The sequence below is a fragment of the Pseudomonas sp. OE 28.3 genome (assembly GCF_014268205.2).
Classification (GTDB): Bacteria; Pseudomonadota; Gammaproteobacteria; order Pseudomonadales; family Pseudomonadaceae; genus Aquipseudomonas; species Aquipseudomonas edaphica.
Genome location: NZ_CP077082.1, coordinates 2494356 through 2512350, shown reverse-complemented (window position 1 = coordinate 2512350; position 17995 = coordinate 2494356). Strand labels below are relative to the sequence as shown.

General features: G+C 62.0%; 16 protein-coding genes. 2 read left to right on the top strand and 14 right to left on the bottom strand.

Going from position 1 to position 17995, the window contains the following annotated elements; genetic code table 11:
- Positions 1–14 precede the first annotated feature (14 nt).
- The 3 genes from uvrC to HU759_RS11465 all read right to left on the bottom strand — a co-directional run bounded on the left by uvrC (position 15) and on the right by HU759_RS11465 (position 2998).
- Positions 15–1838 (bottom strand): excinuclease ABC subunit UvrC, encoded by a 1824-nt coding sequence (gene uvrC, locus HU759_RS11475; protein ID WP_017139022.1) that lies wholly within the window; start codon positions 1836–1838, stop codon positions 15–17.
- Position 1839: 1 nt separating this feature from the next.
- Positions 1840–2481: a UvrY/SirA/GacA family response regulator transcription factor gene (gene uvrY, locus HU759_RS11470; protein WP_003190387.1), complete on the bottom strand. Its 642-nt coding sequence runs from the start codon at positions 2479–2481 to the stop codon at positions 1840–1842.
- 151 nt (positions 2482–2632) lie between these two features.
- Positions 2633–2998 carry a helix-turn-helix transcriptional regulator gene (locus HU759_RS11465; protein ID WP_099547685.1) on the bottom strand — a complete coding sequence of 122 codons (366 nt, stop codon included), beginning with the start codon at positions 2996–2998 and terminating at the stop codon, positions 2633–2635.
- Between the two features lie 81 nt (positions 2999–3079).
- Here HU759_RS11465 and HU759_RS11460 point away from each other — a divergent pair, with 81 nt between their 5' ends.
- A complete protein-coding gene (locus HU759_RS11460) occupies positions 3080–3319 on the top strand; it encodes a DNA-binding protein (RefSeq protein WP_017139021.1) in 240 nt (79 codons plus the stop codon).
- Between the two features lie 35 nt (positions 3320–3354).
- On the opposite strand, the gene HU759_RS11455 is transcribed toward HU759_RS11460, so the two are convergent.
- Positions 3355–3801, bottom strand: a complete 447-nt coding sequence (locus HU759_RS11455) for a GNAT family N-acetyltransferase (protein ID WP_099547684.1) — start codon at positions 3799–3801, stop codon at positions 3355–3357.
- A 1-nt stretch (position 3802) separates the two neighbouring features.
- On the bottom strand, positions 3803–4552 hold the full coding sequence (locus HU759_RS11450) for a carbon-nitrogen hydrolase family protein (protein WP_186617378.1): 750 nt from the start codon (positions 4550–4552) through the stop codon (positions 3803–3805).
- A 620-nt stretch (positions 4553–5172) separates the two neighbouring features.
- Between HU759_RS11450 and HU759_RS11445 the strand changes: the two genes are divergently transcribed.
- The gene (locus HU759_RS11445) at positions 5173–6252 is read left to right on the top strand and encodes a 3-deoxy-7-phosphoheptulonate synthase (RefSeq protein ID WP_186617377.1); all 1080 of its coding nucleotides are present in this window, start codon (positions 5173–5175) and stop codon (positions 6250–6252) included.
- 120 nt (positions 6253–6372) lie between these two features.
- Here the strand turns inward: HU759_RS11445 and HU759_RS11440 are convergent, their stop codons facing one another.
- The 9 genes from HU759_RS11440 to HU759_RS11400 all read right to left on the bottom strand — a co-directional run bounded on the left by HU759_RS11440 (position 6373) and on the right by HU759_RS11400 (position 17959).
- Positions 6373–7074, bottom strand: a complete 702-nt coding sequence (locus tag HU759_RS11440) for an NAD(P)H-dependent oxidoreductase (protein WP_186617375.1) — start codon at positions 7072–7074, stop codon at positions 6373–6375.
- Positions 7075–7083: 9 nt separating this feature from the next.
- Complete coding sequence (locus HU759_RS11435) at positions 7084–8703, bottom strand: ABC transporter ATP-binding protein (RefSeq protein ID WP_186617374.1); 1620 nt, start codon at positions 8701–8703, stop codon at positions 7084–7086.
- Between the two features lie 2 nt (positions 8704–8705).
- The gene (locus HU759_RS11430; RefSeq protein WP_099547681.1) at positions 8706–9533 is read right to left on the bottom strand and encodes an ABC transporter permease; all 828 of its coding nucleotides are present in this window, start codon (positions 9531–9533) and stop codon (positions 8706–8708) included.
- A 3-nt stretch (positions 9534–9536) separates the two neighbouring features.
- The gene (locus tag HU759_RS11425; RefSeq protein ID WP_138453369.1) at positions 9537–10496 is read right to left on the bottom strand and encodes an ABC transporter permease; all 960 of its coding nucleotides are present in this window, start codon (positions 10494–10496) and stop codon (positions 9537–9539) included.
- A gap of 149 nt (positions 10497–10645) precedes the next feature.
- Entirely contained in the window at positions 10646–12232 is a 1587-nt protein-coding gene (locus HU759_RS11420) for an ABC transporter substrate-binding protein (RefSeq protein ID WP_170038729.1), read from the bottom strand.
- 19 nt (positions 12233–12251) lie between these two features.
- Positions 12252–13859 carry a 5-guanidino-2-oxopentanoate decarboxylase gene (locus HU759_RS11415; protein ID WP_186617373.1) on the bottom strand — a complete coding sequence of 536 codons (1608 nt, stop codon included), beginning with the start codon at positions 13857–13859 and terminating at the stop codon, positions 12252–12254.
- Positions 13849–15957 (bottom strand): acetate--CoA ligase family protein, encoded by a 2109-nt coding sequence (locus HU759_RS11410; RefSeq protein ID WP_186617372.1) that lies wholly within the window; start codon positions 15955–15957, stop codon positions 13849–13851. Before HU759_RS11410 ends, HU759_RS11415 begins: the two co-directional genes overlap by 11 nt.
- An 18-nt stretch (positions 15958–15975) precedes the next feature.
- Positions 15976–17136 carry an acyl-CoA dehydrogenase family protein gene (locus HU759_RS11405; RefSeq protein WP_186617371.1) on the bottom strand — a complete coding sequence of 387 codons (1161 nt, stop codon included), beginning with the start codon at positions 17134–17136 and terminating at the stop codon, positions 15976–15978.
- 31 nt (positions 17137–17167) lie between these two features.
- Positions 17168–17959 (bottom strand): enoyl-CoA hydratase-related protein, encoded by a 792-nt coding sequence (locus HU759_RS11400; protein WP_186617370.1) that lies wholly within the window; start codon positions 17957–17959, stop codon positions 17168–17170.
- Positions 17960–17995 lie beyond the last annotated feature (36 nt).

The following is a 17995-nucleotide window of genomic DNA, read 5'->3' as shown; positions in this document are numbered from 1 at the left end:
GGTGAGAAGGCATTCTATTCGCTGTGCAGACTTGCATAAATCAATTCTGCGAGCTTTTTACTGATACCGGGGGCTTTGGCTATTTCGTCAATGCTGGCACGGGATAGCTCCTGCAAGCCACCAAAATGTTTAAGCAAGTCGCGACGGCGCGTCGGGCCAACGCCCGCCACCCCTTCCAGGGTTGAGGTTCGCCGGGTTTTGCCACGGCGGGCGCGGTGGCCGGTAATGGCAAAACGGTGGGCTTCGTCACGAATCTGTTGGATCAGGTGCAATGCGGGTGAGTCGCCCTTCAAAGTGAACTCATGGGCGGCATCATTCAAGTACAACGTCTCGAAACCGGCCTTGCGCGTGGCGCCCTTGGCCACGCCGAGCAGGATCAGGTCGGGCACGGCCAGTTCGTTGAGCACGTCGCGGGCCATGGACAACTGGCCCTTGCCGCCGTCTACCAGCAGGATATCGGGGAGCTTGCCCTCGCCGTCCTTGAGTTTGCTGAAGCGCCGCGTGAGCGCCTGGTGCATGGCGGCGTAGTCATCGCCGGCGGTGACGCCTTCGATGTTGTAGCGCCGGTAATCGGACTTGATCGGCCCTTCCGGCCCGAATACCACGCAGGAGGCCACGGTGGCTTCGCCGCTGGAGTGGCTGATGTCGTAGCACTCCAGGCGCTGGGGCGGCTCGTCGAGGTTGAGGACCTCGGCCAGGGCATCGAAACGTGCGGCAACGTGCTGACGATTGGCCAGACGCGCGCCCAGGGCCTGTTCGGCGTTGGTCACCGCCAGTTGCTGCCAGCGCGCGCGGGTACCGCGTACACGGTGGCTGATGTCCAGCTCGCGCCCGCGCAGCTCGTGGATCGCCTCGATCAGCGTGGGGAAGTCCTCATGCACCACGTTGACGATCAGTTCGGACGGCAAGTCGCGCTCGGGGCTACTGACGTAGTACTGGCCAAGGAAGGCGGCCATGACTTCGGCCACTTCCTCGTCGATACCAGTCTGCGGGAAGAAGTTCTTGCTGCCCAACACTCGCCCGCCACGCACGCTGATCAGGTGCACACAGGCGCCGCCCGGGTTGACGAATGCAGCGATCACATCGACGTCGCCGTTGCCACCCTCCATGCTTTGCTGGTCCTGCACGCGGCGCAACAGCGAAATCTGGTCGCGCAACTCAGCGGCCCGTTCGAAATCCAGGGTGCTGGCGGCCTGCTCCATGGCGCCGGAGAGTTCATCGGTGAGGGCATTGCTGCGTCCTTCGAGGAACATCACCGAATGGCGCACGTCTTCGGCGTACTCAGCAGGTTCAACCAAGCCGACACAGGGTGCCTTGCAACGTTTGATCTGGTATTGCAGGCACGGCCGCGTGCGGTTTTTGTAGAAGCTGTCTTCGCACTGGCGCACAAAAAAGGTCTTTTGCAGCAGGCTCAGGCTTTCGCGGATCGCACCGGCGCTCGGGTACGGGCCAAAATACTTGCCTTTGGCCTTCTTTGCGCCTCGGTGAATGCTCAGGCGCGGGAAGTTGCCGTCGGACAAATACACATAGGGGTAGGATTTGTCGTCACGCAGCAGGATGTTGTAGGGCGGCCGCCACTCCTTGATCAGCGTCTGCTCCAGCAGCAGCGCCTCGGTTTCATTGGCGGTGATGGTGGTTTCAACCTGGGCGATACGCGCCACCAGCGCGGCGGTTTTCGGCGCCAGCCCGGCCTTGCGAAAGTAGCTCGCCAGGCGGTTCTTCAGGTTCTTGGCTTTGCCCACATAAAGCAGGCGTGCCTCGCTGTCGAACATGCGGTACACGCCAGGGCGGCCACTGCAGGTTGAGAGAAAGGCACTTGGATCAAACGGTGTGGTCATGTCAGGCGCTGGCGTCCACCATGCCGTGGCGTACCGCGAGCAGGGTCAACTCAACATCACTGCTGATGGCGAGCTTCTCGAAAATACGATAGCGGTAGGTGTTGACGGTTTTGGGCGACAGGCACAGCTTGTCGGAGATCGTCTGTACTTTCTGGCAGCCGACGATCATCAAGGCGATCTGGATTTCCCGCTCCGACAGCGCATCAAACGGCGAGTCGCTGGTAGGCTGGAACGATTTGATCGCCAACTGCTGGGCAATCTGCGGGCTGATATAGCGCTGGCCGGCAAATACCAGGCGTATGGCTTGCACCATCTCGGCCAGGCCTGCGCCCTTGGTCAGGTAACCGGCTGCCCCAGCTTGCAGAAGCCGTGTAGGAAACGGATCTTCCTCGCACACAGTGACCACCACGACCTTGATGTCCGGATGGCTGCGCAACAATTTGGTGGTGGCACCAAGACCGCCAATCCCAGGCATCTTGACGTCCATCAAAACCACATCGGGTTTCAACTCCCGAGCCTTGATCAGGGATTCCTCCCCCGATTCAGCCTGGCCGACTACTTGCAGGCCATCGATGTCAGCCAGCATTCGTGTAATGCCCGTACGAACGAGATCATGGTCATCGACTACTAGCACCCTAATCAAGCAGACACCTCGCGATATGGTCTTATAGGTTGCTGAACACCTTAGCAAAAAACCAAGGCGCAGACCTAGCTGCTAGCGTCATATATATAGAGTTTCAACGCGATGCGGCGGCCCGTCGGATGACAAGCAGCGCTATTTCCTGGGTAAAAGGTCAGGAATCCTGGGGTTGCGGTTTGCTTTTCCCATTCGACGCAGCCGAATGTTCGGCCAGGGTAGACGTCAGGCGGCGGATTGCATCCTGGTCTTCCTTGAACATGGCGCGGTAATCACCGAGGACCTTTTCTTCTATCTGGCTGAGGTTTTCCAATTGAATCGGGGTGGCGTTGCCGGTTAACACATACAGGATGTCCACACCTTTTTCGGCTACCCGTGACAGGTAGTCGGCTTTAGGCGCCCGGCCCCCATTTTCATATTTACCCTGGGCATTGGCCTCAACCCCTCCAATTTCACCAAATGCTTTTTGCGACAAGCCAAGTCGCTCTCTTTCTTGCCGCAAACGCGAACCGATTCCACTCATTTGGATGTATGATCCTATCTGGCACACCCCAAGAGGTGACACATTCATCTCGTATTACACAAACTTGAACGGTTTTGAACTATGCCCGGAATCCGTACCGCTGCACAAGCCAAGGCCTGGCTGGAATATCAAGGAAAGTCAGTTCAAGCGTTCGCACGTGAACATGGCGTTGATCCGGCCACCACGTATCAAGTGCTTGCTGGGCGTAAAAAGGGACGGCGTGGGGAAGCCCATAAAGTAGCGGTGCTGCTGGGCATGAAAGAAGGGATTATCGTGGATGAACGCGTCGCTCAACACCTTAATCCAAGCAGTGTGTCCTGAGCGCAGTATGCGCTTATTCCTACAGCGTGCCTGATTTAGTCCACGACAGCCGCCCGACACTCGCGCTCCATGCGCCAAAAGCAGTCCTCCTCCCCGACAATACTCAACCCTTGGCGCTGATACAGGCGTCTCGCCGGGTTGGTCTTGAACACAGTCAAGCGTAAAAGGCCCAAGCCCTGCGCACACGTCTTAAGCACCATCTGCTGTAACACCCAACTGCCAGCGCCCTGTTTGCGGCAGCGCTCGAGCAGGTGTAATTCGCGAATATAGAGTGCCTGGCTGTCACGATTCACGCTGATAAACCCCATCACGGTTTCATTCTGGCAAATCAGCCAGTTTTCACGCGAAGCCCAGGCGACGTCAAAGCCATGGTCAGACCACAACAAATCGTACTGCAGGTAATAGCGGTTCATGGCTTCATGGGTCAGCGTTCGTGCGAATGGCAGGTCGCGGTCCGTCGCCGCGCGCAGGTGAAAAGCCATTTCAGAAGGCTACCACTTGGCCAGTCCATTGCTCACCGTTGCGGCGAGCAATCACCAAGGCCTCGCCAATGCCCGGTACGTCGGCAAGCAGGGTTCCATCAGCGCTCCAGATAGCGCTGCGCCCCGCACAGGTATAACCGCCGGACGGGCCACCATGGTTGGCCATCAGTACCAGCATGCGATGCTCTGCGGCATACCCCTGAAGCAGCGCGCTGTCGGTCGCGTACCCGCCTTCGCTGATCAGCACACCGGCGGCGTACACCGTAGCGCCAGCCTCTGCTGCCAGACGCGGATGGCTGGCGTGGGAAAAGTCCGCACAGACCGCCAGTGCAATCCGCTCATTCGCCCATTCGAGTGCTGCACCGCCCTGCCCTGCGACAAACGCCACCTCTTCGCCCGGGTGCAAATGCTGCTTGGTGTAGACCGCCAGCGAGCCATCTGCGCCCAACACCAGGGCGCCAATAAACACACCGGTCCCGGGTGCCAAGCGAATCGGCATGCCCACCACTGCGGTCATTCGCAGCTCTTGCGCCATCTCACGTAGCGGCGCCAGCAGCACGTCCTCGGGCGTAATTGCCAGTTGGGCGGCCAAAGCGGGTTCATAGCCGGTCAACGACAATTCCGGAAACACCAACAATTGCACGCCCTGCTCCGCCGCCGCCTGCATGAACCTCAGGTGCCCCTGGATGTTGCCCGGCACGTCGCCGGCGATGGAAGTGGTTTGAGCTGCGGCGAGGGTCAAGGCAGTCATGGTCGCGTCCTGGCAATCATTATTAACGTGTTACCAGCATATCGGCACTTACCCCATAGCCGTAAGTAGGTCACGCGATAGAAATTACTGATTGAATCCACCCGCGTGCCTCTAGTAAGCTCCCCCCCATCATTTGGAGACACACCATGTTGCAACTCACCCATACTCAGGTTTGCCCTGCTGCCAGCGCCCAGCGCTCGGTGTCGGCTACCCGTGTGAGCGGTTTGAGCGCACTGGTCAGCTTTTATTTTGGGTATTGGTTTAGCCACTGGCGCGCCTGATACCTGAAATCGGCGCCCACTACTCAAGGGGTCGCCTACCAGAGAAATCTAACCCCCGGTCGGCTCCCCGACCGGGGGTTTTGTTTTTTAAGGCCCCAATAATTCTGCTTCACACCGAACACTAAAAGGACTCACGACATGAACTACGCCACCTATTACCGTTACGACACTTCGACTGCATGGCGATTTAGCAAGCTCCGTTCGGGACAGCCTGCCGCCTCCGATCGGTCACCTATTGGTGGCAAGCCAACACACGTAGCCAATACGGCCAATTGTCGAACACCCCAGTAGGGCAGAGCGTGCGGGAACAGCCCGCCGCTTGCCCAGGAAGCCTTGAATATGAACTCTGCCACTGCCGCCTTGCCTGTTGCCAACCTGTCCAGCGCCAATGAAGCCCTGACCCAGCGCCTGCCCAGTTCCCTTGAACTCAAGCACCAGTTGCCCCTCAGCCCGTTCCTCAACGAACAGATCCACGCCCATCGCCAAGCCGTGCGCGCCATCCTCAATGGCGAAGACTCGCGTTTGCTGGTGATTGTCGGCCCGTGTTCGATCCACGACCCCGAGTCGGCCATGGAATACGCGCGCAACCTCAAGAAGCTCGCGCTGGAAGTCAGCGACCAGATGCTGCTGGTGATCCGTGCCTACGTCGAAAAACCGCGCACCACCATCGGCTGGAAAGGCCTGGCCTACGACCCGCACCTGGATGGCAGCGACGACATGGCCGCAGGCTTGACCCTGTCGCGCGAACTGATGCGCGAGATGCTGCGCCTGGGTTTGCCGGTCGCCACCGAGCTGCTGCAACCCATGGCCGCCGGCTACTTCGATGACCTGCTCAGTTGGGTCGCCATCGGCGCACGCACCACCGAATCGCAGATCCACCGCGAAATGGCCAGCGGCCTGGGCATGCCGGTCGGCTTCAAGAATGGCACCGACGGCGGCGTCGCGATTGCCTGTGATGCGATGCGCTCGGCGTCTCACCCGCACCGTCACTTCGGGGTGGACAGCCAAGGCCATCCGGCGATTATCCAGACACCGGGCAACCCCGATACGCACCTGGTACTGCGCGGCGGTCATCGTGGGCCGAACTACGATGCGCAAAGCGTGGCGCAGGTGAAACACGACCTGGCCAAGTCCAAGGTCGCGGCGCGCATCATGGTCGATTGCAGCCACGCCAACAGCGGCAAAGACCCGCTGCGTCAACCGGCGGTGTTCAACGACGTGCTCGAGCAGCGCCTGCAGGGTGACACGTCGCTGATCGGCATGATGCTCGAAAGCCACCTGTTCGAAGGCTGCCAACCGTTGAGCGCGTCGATGAAGTACGGGGTGTCGGTGACCGATGGTTGCCTGGGCTGGAACGGCACCGAGCAATTGCTGCGCAGTGCGGCTGAGCGCCTCCGCCAGCAACACACAGCCAACTGATCCATGCAGATCAAAATGTGGGAGCTGGCTTGCCTGCGATACAGACACCTCGGTGTGTCAGGTACACCGAGTTGATGCTATCGCAGGCAAGCCAGCTCCCACATTTGAATATCGTTGCGTTCAGAACAGTGGATACAACGCCTCATCAAACTGCGCCAGCTTCGGAAACACCAAGGGCTGCTCATCCGCAAGCCCTTGCAGCCGCTGTTCATACCCCAGCAGAAAATCCTGCCGCGCCTCGGCACTGATATACGGCACATGCCAGGCCACAAATGGAGCCAGCACGTCATACCCGACATACGCCAGGGTGCCGCGCAGAATCGGCCGCAGCATCTCCTCCAACGGCCCGTGGATCGTGCCCTCACCAAACATATGCTCACGCCCGCCCAGGGTCACGGCGACCAGCGCGCGCTTACCTGCAAGCCCGCCCTGATCGTAAAAACGCTTGCCGCCGTAACACACGCCGGACACCAGCACCCGGTCGATCCAGCCCTTGAGCATGGCCGGTGCCGAGAACCAGAAGATCGGGAAGTTGAGGATCAGCAGGTCGGCCCACAGCAGCTTGTCCAGTTCGCCCTGGATGTCCGCCGCGATCGACTGATTTTTTACGCCCAGGCGCTGCTCCAGGGCATACACCAGATAATCCGGATTCTCCCGCGTGGCAAAGTCAGCGGCAGACGCCACAGGGTTCCATTGCATGGCATACAAGTCACTCACCTGCACTTCATGGCCCTGGCCTTGTAACGTAGCCAGCGCCTGGTCGCGCAACGCCGCGGTAAACGACTGAGGCTCAGGGTGAGCGTGAACAATCAACACCTTCATGTGCATTCCTCAAACAGTGGGCGCCGCCCGTTGGGCCAGCAAATGGTCGAGCCAGTCCGGGTCCATTTCCGGCTCCGATGAAAACAACAGGCCGGTGTAAGCCTGGTACGGCGGAGTAAAAATCGCATTGCGGCTGCCTTGGTCCACTACCCTGCCCCGCTGCATCACCAGCACCTCGTCGGCAATCGCCCGCACGGTGGCCACGTCGTGGGTGATAAACAGGTAGGCCACGCCCAGTTGTTGCTGCAGGCGGTTGAGCAGTTTCAGCACGCCCTCGGCCACCAGTTGATCAAGGGCCGAGGTGACTTCATCGCAGATGATCAGTTGCGGGTCGGCCGCCAGCGCGCGGGCGATACAGATACGTTGCTTTTGCCCGCCCGATAATTCACGGGGCTGGCGCTCCATGAACACCGCCGGGTCCAGTTCAATCATCTCCAGCAACTCGGCGACCCGCGCGCGCATCGCCTTGCCTTTGAGGCCCAGGTAAAACGTGAGTGGCCGGCCGATGATGTCGACGATGCGCTGACGCGGGTTCAGCGCCGTGTCGGGGATCTGGTAGATCATCTGGATGCGCCGCAATTGCTCCTTGCTGCGCCGCCGAAAATCCACCGGCAGCGCCTCGCCGTCATACAGCACCTGCCCCGCCGTGGCCGGCAGCAGCCCGGTAATCAAGCGCGCGGTGGAGCTTTTGCCACTGCCGGACTCGCCGATCACCGCCAGGGTCTGGCCGCGATACAGCTGCATCGACACCTCATGCAGTACCGGCTGCTGCCCATAGCTGGCGCAGGCCTGACGCACTTCCAGCAACGGCACCTGCGCCACCGGGCATGCCTTGGGCTCGGTGCGAAAGCTGCGCACTGCCCACAACGATTTGGTGTAGTCCTGCTGCGGCTGGCTGAGCATGCTGCGAGTGTCGGCCTCCTCCACCAACTTGCCGTGGCGCAGCACCATGATGCGGTCGGCCATCTGCGCGACCACGGCGAGATCGTGGCTGATGTACAAGGCGGCGCTGCCGAAGGTTTTCACCGCGTCACGGATCGCCGCCAGCACTTCGATCTGGGTGGTGACGTCGAGGGCGGTGGTGGGTTCGTCGAAGATAATCAGGTCCGGATGGCAGGCCATGGCCATGGCCGTCATCACCCGCTGCAACTGCCCGCCCGAGACTTGATGCGGGTAGCGTTGGCCAATGGTCTCGGGGTTGGGCAAACGCAGTACGCGGTACAGCTCCACCGCCTCGCGCTCGGCCTGGGCGCGGCTGATGCCGCCGTTGATCACCGCCGTTTCCACATGCTGGTCGATCAGGCGGTGCGCCGGGTTGAAGGACGCCGCCGCGCTCTGCGCCACATACGCGATGCGCAAGCCGCGCAGCTTGCGCAAGGCTTCGGGGTTGGCCTGCAGCAACTCAATGCCATCAAAACACACCGAGCCGCCGATGATGCGGCAACCGTCGCGCGCATAGCCCATCGCTGCCAGCCCGAGGGTGGATTTACCCGCCCCGGACTCACCGATCAGCCCCAACACTTCACCGCGCTGCAAGGTCAGATCAATGCCCTTGATCAACGGGTGCCAGGCATCCTCGTAATGCCCTTCCACCTGCAGGTTGCGGATTTCCAGCAATGGCCTGTCCATCCTCAACCCTCCTTCAGGCCGCTGGATTTGTGCAGCATCCAGTCGACGACAAAATTCACACTGACGGTGATCAACGCCACCGCCAACGCGGGCAACAATGGGCTGATATCGCCGAAGGTAATCAACACCGCGTTGTCGCGCACCATGCTGCCCCAGTCGGCGGTGGGCGGTTGGATGCCCAGGCCGAGGAACGACAGCGCGCTGATAAACAGGAACACAAAGCAAAAACGCAGGCCGAACTCGGCGATCAGCGGCGCCGCGGCGTTGGGCAGCACTTCGCGGGTGACCAGCCACCACAAGCCTTCACCGCGCAGGCGCGCGGCTTCGACAAAATCCTGCACCACCACCGTCATCGCCACCGCGCGGGCCAAGCGAAACACCCGCGTCGAATCCAGCAGCGCAATCACCAGCACCAGCGAGGTGGCATTGGTGCCGACCACGCTGAGAATCAACAAGGCAAAAATCAGCTGCGGGATCGCCATGAGGATATCCACCACCCGCGACAACCCCTGGTCGACCCAACCGCCCTTGATCGCCGCGACCAAACCGCTCAAACCACCGAGCAGAAACGCCAGCGTCGTCGTCAGGAAGGCAATGCCCAAGGTATTGCGCGCGCCGTACATCAGGCGGCTGAACATGTCGCGCCCCAGGTTATCGGTGCCCAGCAAAAACTGGCCGCTCCACGGCGCGAAGCCTTCACCCACCACCTGGGTTTCGCCATAGGGCGCCAGCAGCGGCGCCAACAGCGCCAGCGCGACGTATAACAGAATAATCAGCAGGCCGAACTTGGCGCTCAACGGCGCCCGGGCCACTTGGCTCAACAGGCTCATGGCTTACCCCTTGGGATGCATCAGGCGTGGGTTGCTGGCGATGGACAGCACATCCGCCCCGGTATTGAGCAGGATGTAGGTGGCGGCAAAAATCAGGCTGCACGCCTGCACCACCGGGATGTCACGCTTGGACACCGAGTCCACCAGCAACTGGCCGAGCCCTGGATAGACAAACACCACCTCGACCACCACCACACCCACCACCAGGTACGCCAGGTTCAGCGCCACCACGTTGACGATCGGCGCCAGTGCATTGGGCAACGCGTGCTTCCAGATAATCCGCGATTGGCTGATGCCCTTGAGCCGGGCCATCTCGATATACGGGCTGGCCAACAGGTTGATCAGGGACGCGCGGGTCATGCGCATCATCTGCGCGATCACCACCAGACTCAGGGTGGCAACCGGCAGCACCGAGCGCTCCAGGAGCGTGCCGAACGTGGCATCCGGCGCCAGGTTGGACAGGCTGGGAAACCAGCCCAGCTTCACCGAGAACACCAGGATCAGCAGGTACGCGACAAAGAACTCCGGGAACGACACTGCGCTCAACGCCGTGGTATTGAGCAGGCGATCGAACCAGCTGTTGCGGTACAGCGCCGCAAGCATGCCCAGTACCAGCGCGGTAGGCACCGACACCAATGCCGCCAGGGCGGCCAGGCTCAAGGTGTTACCCAGCCGCGCACCGATCAACTCGGCGATGGGCCGCTGGTTGGCCAGCGACGCACCCAGATCACCCTGTAACAGCCGCAACAGCCAGTGCGCAAAGCGCGTCAGCGGCGGCAGATCCAGGCCCAACTGCGCGCGGAAAGCGGCGATGGTTTCCGGCGTGGCCGACTGGCCGAGCATGGCCTGGGCAATATCGCCAGGCAGCAGGCCGACGGCGAGGAAGATGATCACCGAGACGGCGAACAGCGACAATACGCCGAGGGCCAATCTCTGGAGGACCAGTTTCAACAGACTATTCATGTGTGTGTTGACTCCTAAGCCACCACAAATCCAGTGTGGGAGCTGGCTTGCCTGCGATAGCGGTACATCAGCGATAGATTTTTAGCCTGACACACCGCCATCGCAGGCAAGCCAGCTCCCACATTGAATCTTCATTGTTTGGAGGGTTTCTATGCCTGCCACCACCGCTCAATCAACCGCAACCCATCCAGCTCACCATAGGGCGCCGTCAGCGGCCCATGACTCACGCGGTTCGAACGCGCTGCCACGGAGCTGGCGAACAGCGGCACAATCGCGCCGCCGTCATCGCGGCACAGGGCCTGCATTTCGTTGTACATCTCTTGGCGCAGCGGCGCGTTCATCTCGCCACGGGCGGCGGTGAGCAGTTGGTTGAAGCGTGGGTTGTCCCAGTGGGTTTCGTTCCAGGCTGCACCTTTGGCATAGCCGATACTGAACATGCGGTCGGCGGTCAGGCTGCTGTACCAGAACGAGGTGGTGAATGGCTGTTTCATCCACACATTGGAGAAGAACCCGTCAGCGGGTTCGCGCACCACGTCAATGTCGATACCGGCCTGGCGCGCCTGCTCCTTGAACAGCACCGAGGCGTCCACCGCGCCGGTGTAGGCGGCGTCGGAGGCTTGCAGCCGTACCTTGAGCGAGTCCACACCGGCTTTGCGCAGGTAAAAGCGTGACTTGTCCGGGTCGTAAGTGCGCTGCTCCAGCGCGGCGTTGATAAAGCGGCTGCCGGGCTGGATCGGATGGTCATTGCCCACCAGGCCGTAGCCGTGCAATACCGAAGCCAGCAAGGTTTCGCGGTTGATCGCGTGCTTCATCGCCAGGCGGATGTCGTTGTTCTTGAACTCGTTGCTGTCGCACAGCATCGGGAAGGTGTAGTGCTGGGCGCCCTTGGTTTCCTCGATCACAAGATTTGGATTGCGCTTGAGCAAGGCCACGGTTTTGAGGTCGACCTTGTTGATCACATCCACTTGCCCGGTGACCAGTGCATTGACCCGCGCCGCGCCGTCGGCGATGGCCAGTAGTTCGGCGCTGGCGAAGTGCGCGCGGCCGGGCTTCCAGTAATCGGGGTTGCGTTCCAAGTCCATGCGCACGCCGGGTTCAAAGCTTTTCAAGCGGTAACCGCTGGTGCCCACACCGGCCTGCCAATCGGCGGCGCCGTCTTTGGCGGGCATGATCACCAAATGGTAATCGGCAACTACATAAGCAAAGTCGGCATTGCCGGAATGCAGCTCGAATACCACCGTATCATTGCCCTTGGCGCTGACACTGGCGACGTCGCCCAGTACGGTTTTGGCCGCCGACGTGGAGTCTTTGCTCAGGTGGTGATTGATCGACGCCACCACATCGTCGGCGCTGAGGCTTTTGCCGTTGTGGAAGGTCACGCCCTGACGCAAGTGAAAGGTCCACACCCGCGCATCCGGGGTGGATTCAAAACGCTCGGCCAGCTCGGGGATCGCGCTGCCGTCGACGGCGATTTCAGTCAGCGTGTTGTACACCGCCGAGAAGCCGACGAACGTGAAGGTGTCGACCCAGGAGCCGGGGTCCCGCGAATCGGTGGTGCTGCCGCCGGCCAGGCCCAGGCGCAGCACACCGCCGGCTTTGGGTGTCGCCTCTTCGGCAAACGCGTGCAACGGCAGGCCCATGGAAAACGCTGCCGCCACCGCACCCGCCACGGCGCTGTGTTTGAGAAAGTCCCTTCGGTGCATCGCTTGAGTCATTTTGTTGTTGTTTTCGCTCATGGTCTTGCTCCTCTAAAGGTCAACAGGCACAGGCATGTTTGAGCTCGATCAAGGTCACGCCATTGCGTTTGAAACCGTTGCGCAAGTCCGTCTGCAACTCATCCAGGTTTTTGGGTTGGTTCACGGTGCAGCCGAACGCCTGGGCGAACAGCGCAAAGTCCGGGTTGCGTGGCAGCACGCCGATGGGCTCGATGTCCAGGCTGAGCATGTCGTCGCGGATCTGGCCGAGGGCGTCGTTGTTCCACAGCAGCACCACCAACGGGCTGTGCAGTTCCTCGACCGCGGTCGCCAGTTCCTGGGCGGTGTAGAGGAAGCCACCATCGCCCACCAACACCAGGCCCGGACGCAGCGGCGCGCCGAACTTGGCGCCAATGCCGGCAGGCAAGCCATAGCCCAAGGTGCCGTAGCCGGTAGGGTGCAGCCAACTGCGCGGGGCGCGGCTGCGGTAGGCGTAGTTGCCGGTGTAGGCCAACTGGGTCATGTCGCTGCTGATAAATGCGTTGGCGGGCAGCTCGGCCTCGATACGCTCAAGAATGCCTTGGTGAATGGCCTGCAAAGGGCCGTGCCCCAGCTCGACCGCCTCAAGCAATGTCGCGACCTGTTGGCTTGCCGCATCGGCGTTACGCGGCGCAGGCGGCAGACGTTCGAGCAAGGCCAGCAAGGTCTGTTGGGCATCGCCTTTGAGCGCCACGGCGCAAGGGTAGAAATCGTTGAACTTGCGCGGGTCGATATCGATGCGCAGCAGTTCGCCGGTGATGGGCAAGCGCTCGCGCCAGTAATCGGTGTCGGCCATTTCCGTGCCGACGGCCAGCACCACATCCGCCTGGCTGATCAGTTGCCAGCCGGGTTCCACGCACAGGGTGGCACCGGCATTCAGCGGGTCATTGACCGGCAGTAAACCCTTGCCGGCCACACTGCTGAAAAACGGCGCCGCCAACAACGTGCTCAAGCGCTGCAACGCATCACCCGCCGCCAGCGCGCCGCCACCGGCAATGATCATGGGTTGCTTGGCCGCCGCGAGCTTGGCTACGGCCAGCTCCAGCGCCTCGGCCGATGGCAGGCCGCGTCCCGGGCGCCGCACGACTTCATGGCTCCAGTCGCGTTTGATCGGCGCTGCCAGCACATCCAGCGGCACTGAAATATGCACCGGCCGTGGCCGCTCGCTGTCGAACACCGCATAGGCGCGGGCGATCAATTCGGGCAAATCCTCGGCACTCAAGGCCACCGCCGAAAACGCGGTGATCGGCGCGGTGATGGCGCGCTGGTCCTGGGTTTCGTGCAGGCTGCCCCAGCCTTTGCCGAGGCTGGCGGTGTGGTTGACGCTGGAGATCACCAACATCGGAATCGAGTCGGCGTAAGCCTGGCCGATGGCGGTGGCGGCGTTGGTCACGCCAGGCCCGGTGATCACAAAGCACACGCCCGGTTTGCCGCTGACCCGCGCATAGCCGTCGGCCATAAAACCGGCGCCCTGCTCGTGGCGTGTCAGCACGTGGCGAATGCCGCTGCCGGGCAAACCTCGATACAGTTCCAGGGTGTGCACGCCGGGAATGCCGAACACGGTGTCGACGCCATAATTAGCCAGCAACCGCACCAGGGCCTGGCCGCCGGTCAGGGTCTTATCTTGCATGTTCATCTCCTAGGCGAATCAACGCATCCACCGCCAGCGTGCCGTGGGCATTGACCAACAATGGGTTCACATCCAGTTCCAGCAACCGCCCGGCGTTGGCGCAGGCGTAGTCGGCCACCGCGCGAATGGCCGCCACCAACGCATCCATATCCGCCACTTCACGCCCGCGAAAACCTTGCAGCAAGGCCGCGCTGCGCAGGCTGAGCACGGCGTTGCGAATCGCCTCATCGGTGGTCGGCAGCAGCAGGCTGCGGCTGTCTTTGAGCAATTCCACGAGGATCCCGCCAGCGCCAATCACCAGGGCCAGGCCAAAGTCATTTTCCCGCTTGATGCCCACGATCAACTCGGCCAAGGGCTTTGTAGCCATGCTTTCCAACAGCAATTGATCAAAGACAATGCCCGGCGCATAAGCGCCGATTTGCTCGCGCATCTGCTCCAGCGCGGCGGTCAGTGCGACACCGTCTTTCAGGTTGAGCGCCACTGCACCGGCTTCGGTTTTGTGTGGCAGGTCGGTGCTGACGGCCTTGAGCACCAACGGATAGCCCAAGAGTTTGGCGTCTGCGATGGCGCGCCCTGGCGTGCTCAGCACCGCCGCTGGCGTGCTCAAGCCAAAGGCGCGCAAGGCTTGTTTGGACGCCCATTCATCCAGCGCCAGGCCTTGGCCCGCAAGAGGCTGAGGGCACAGCGGTGCAAGGATCGACTCGCCGCGTTCCAACAACACACGGCGATGGTTTTGATAGTCGGCAATCCGCCCCCAGGCAGCGAGTGCATCTTCCACCCCCTGCAGCGCGGCAATGCCGTGGGCATGCAGGCGTTCGCGGGCATGGGCCGGCAGTAATTCGGGAAAGGCCGAGGTGACGAATCCGGTTTTGCCATGACGACTGAGCGCGGCGCAAAACAGCGCCAACAACAGGTCGCATTCCTTTCGCTCGCCAGTGAATTCGGCCGGGTAATCCAGCACCAGCATCGCCGCATCGGCATCGGTGCGCAGGGCCGTTTCGAGCATGCGTTCGAGCGCCTCGCGGTCGCCCCAGATGGCGGTGGTGAAGTCCAATGGGTTGACCAGGTTGGCATAGCTGGGCAGCACCTGCGCCAGTTCGGCGCGCTGGCCTGCGTCGAGCTTCGGCAAGGCCAGTTGGTTGCGCTCGGCGTAGTCGGCAATCAGCCCCGCGTCGCCACCGGAACAGGCCAGTGCGATCAGGCAATTGCCGCCAGGTAGATTGCCGCAGGCCGCCGCTTTCAAGGTTTCGACAAAACTCACCGGCCCACTCACGCGGATCACGCCAAGGCGCGCAAACAGGCTGTCGTACAGCGCATCGGAACCAGACAGCGAACTGGTGTGACTCAGGGCCAACTCGGCGCCGATCTGCGACACGCCGGTTTTCAGCGCGATAATCGGGATGCCTTTTTCCAGCGCCTTGTGCGCCGCGCGGGCAAACCCCGGCACATTCTTCAAGCCTTCCAGGTGCAGGCCGATGGCGGTCACGCGCGGCTGATCGAGCAGCACGTCCATCAACTCGGCAACCCCCAACTGCGCCTGGTTGCCCACCGACGCCATATAAGCAATGGGCAGCGAGCGGTCGCTCATCGACAGGTTGTAGGCAAAGTTGCCGCTCTGGGTGAGCACCGCCACGCCCTTCTCTACCGCCTTGCCGCCGTGGGCCACCGGCCACAGCGCGGCGCTGTGCAAATAGTCCAACAAGCCGTAGCAGTTGGGGCCGAGCAAGGCCATGTCGCCCGCCGCTGAAACAAGCTGCTGTTGCAAGGCCGCACCACTGACGCCCGTTTCGGCAAACCCGGAGGCGTAGCAAATGGCGCCGCCGGTGCCGATGGCGGCGAGTTCGGCCACACAGGCCAAGGTCAGCTCACGGTTAGTCGCGATAAACACCGCATCCGGGCCGTAAGGCAAATCGGCAACCCGACGCACACACGGGATGCCGTCGAGGCTGTCATGCTGCGGGTTGACCAGCCACATCGGCCCGGTAAAACCGCCGTCGGCGCAGCGCTTGAGGGCGCGGGCCATGCTGCGCCCGCCGACAAAAGCCAGGTGCCGGGGCGCCAGCAGGCGCTTGAGGTTGTCGCGAATAGCCTGGGACATAAGCGTTCTCCGCGCCGATCAGCGCAACAACGGCCGCAACAGTTCACGGGCAATAATGTGCCGCTGGATTTCCGACGTGCCTTCCCAGATCCGTTCGATCCGCGCGTTACGCCAGATGCGCTCCACCGGCCCTTCATCCATCAAGCCCATGCCGCCAAAGATCTGCACGGCTTCATCGGCTACCTTGCCCAGGGTTTCACTGGCAAACAGCTTGGCCATGCCGGCCTCGCCATCGGTCATGCTGCCCTGGTCCATCTTCCAGGCGGTGTGCAGGGTCAGAAGCTCGGCGGCGCGAATCTGCGTGGCCATGTCGGCCAGCTTGAAACTCACGCCCTGGTAGGTGCCGATGGGCTGGCCGAACTGCTTGCGGTCCGCCGCCCATTGCAGCGACACCTCCAGCGCACGCTGGGCCTGGCCGACGCAGTTGGCAGCGACCATCACCCGGCCAGCGGTGAGCCAGGCGTTGGCGACCTCCCACCCCTTGCCGACTTCGCCCAGCACTTTGTAGGCGGGCACGCGGCAGTCGTCGAAGAACATTTCATAGGTGTGATAACCGCGGTTGCTCACACACTTGGGGCCACGGCGGATGGTCATGCCGGGCGTGCCGCGATCGACCAGGAATGCAGTCACCGCATTGCGCTGGCGGCCGTTGTGTTCGTAGGTGTCGGTGACGGCAAACACGATGGCAAAATCGGCATGGCCGGCGTGGCTGATGAAGTGCTTGCTGCCGTTGATCACGAAGTCATCGCCGCTGCGCACGGCGCGGGTCTTGATCGCATTGGCGTCGGAGCCGGCGCCGGGTTCGGTCAGCGCGAAACAGTCAACTTTCTTGCCTTGCACGCACGGCAACAGGTAGTCCTCGACCTGCGCGCCAGTGCAAGCCATGAGAATCTTGGACGGGCGCGCGACAAACACATGCAGCGCCCACGAGACTTTGGACAACTCGCGTTCGATCAACGCCTGGGACAGGTAATCCAGGCCACCACCGCCCACCTCTTCGGGCATGTTGAAAGCATAGAAGCCGGCAGCGACAGCCTTGTCGCGAATCTGCGCGGCCAGCTCGGGCGAAACCGCGTCGGCACGGTCCACCGCGTCCTCATGGGGCAACAATTCCTTGGCAACAAAGCTGCGTACCGCGTCCACCAACATGTCTTGTTCTTGGCTGAGTTGGAAATTCATGGCGCTACCTATGTGGGCTTCCTGTGTGGGCTTAGCGACCGGAGAAAACCGGCAGGCGTTTTTCCATCGAGGCACGCAGCGCTTCGGCGCCGTCGTCGCTGCGCCCGCACAGCAGCCCGGCGGCCAGTTCGGCCTCAAGCTGTTCAGGCAGGCTGCGCCCGGCGCCTTCGCGGATCAGGGTTTTGGTCTGGGCGAAGGCGAAGGTGGGGCCGTTGGCCAGGCGCGTGGCCAGCTCGCTTGCGTGGGCATGCAACTGCTCATCGGCGACCACTTCGCCCACCAGCCCGGCGGCCAGTGCGCGCTCGGCGCTCCACAGCTCATCGAGGAACAGCAGGCGCTTGGCCTGCTCGCTGCCGATCAAGCGCGGCAAGTGCCAACTGGCGCCAGCGTCCGGCGAATACGCCATGCTGGTGTAGCCGGCCCTGAAGCGCGCCGATTGGGCGGCGATGCGCAGGTCGCAGCACAGGGTCAGGTCCATGCCCGCGCCGACGGCGGTGCCGTTGATCGCAGCAATCGTAGGTTTGTCGAGGGTATGCAGGCGGGTCATCAGGGCGTGAGCGGTTTCGGTCCAGCCGTAGGTTTCCAGGGCGCCACGGGACTCGGCGTCGGCCCACTCAGCCAGGTCGGCACCGGCGCAGAAACTACGGCCGCTGCCGGTGAGCACCACCACCCGCACGCTGGGGTCGGTGTTGAACGCGTCGAGCACCGCATGCAGGTAGTTGAGGGTCGGGATGTCGAGTGCATTGCGCTGCGGGCCACGGTTGAGCGTGATCCAGGCAACGCCAGCTTGCACCTGAGTGAGCACGGGCGAATCGGTAGTCATGGCTTCCTCGAATTATTTTAGTTGGCGTGAGGGGTG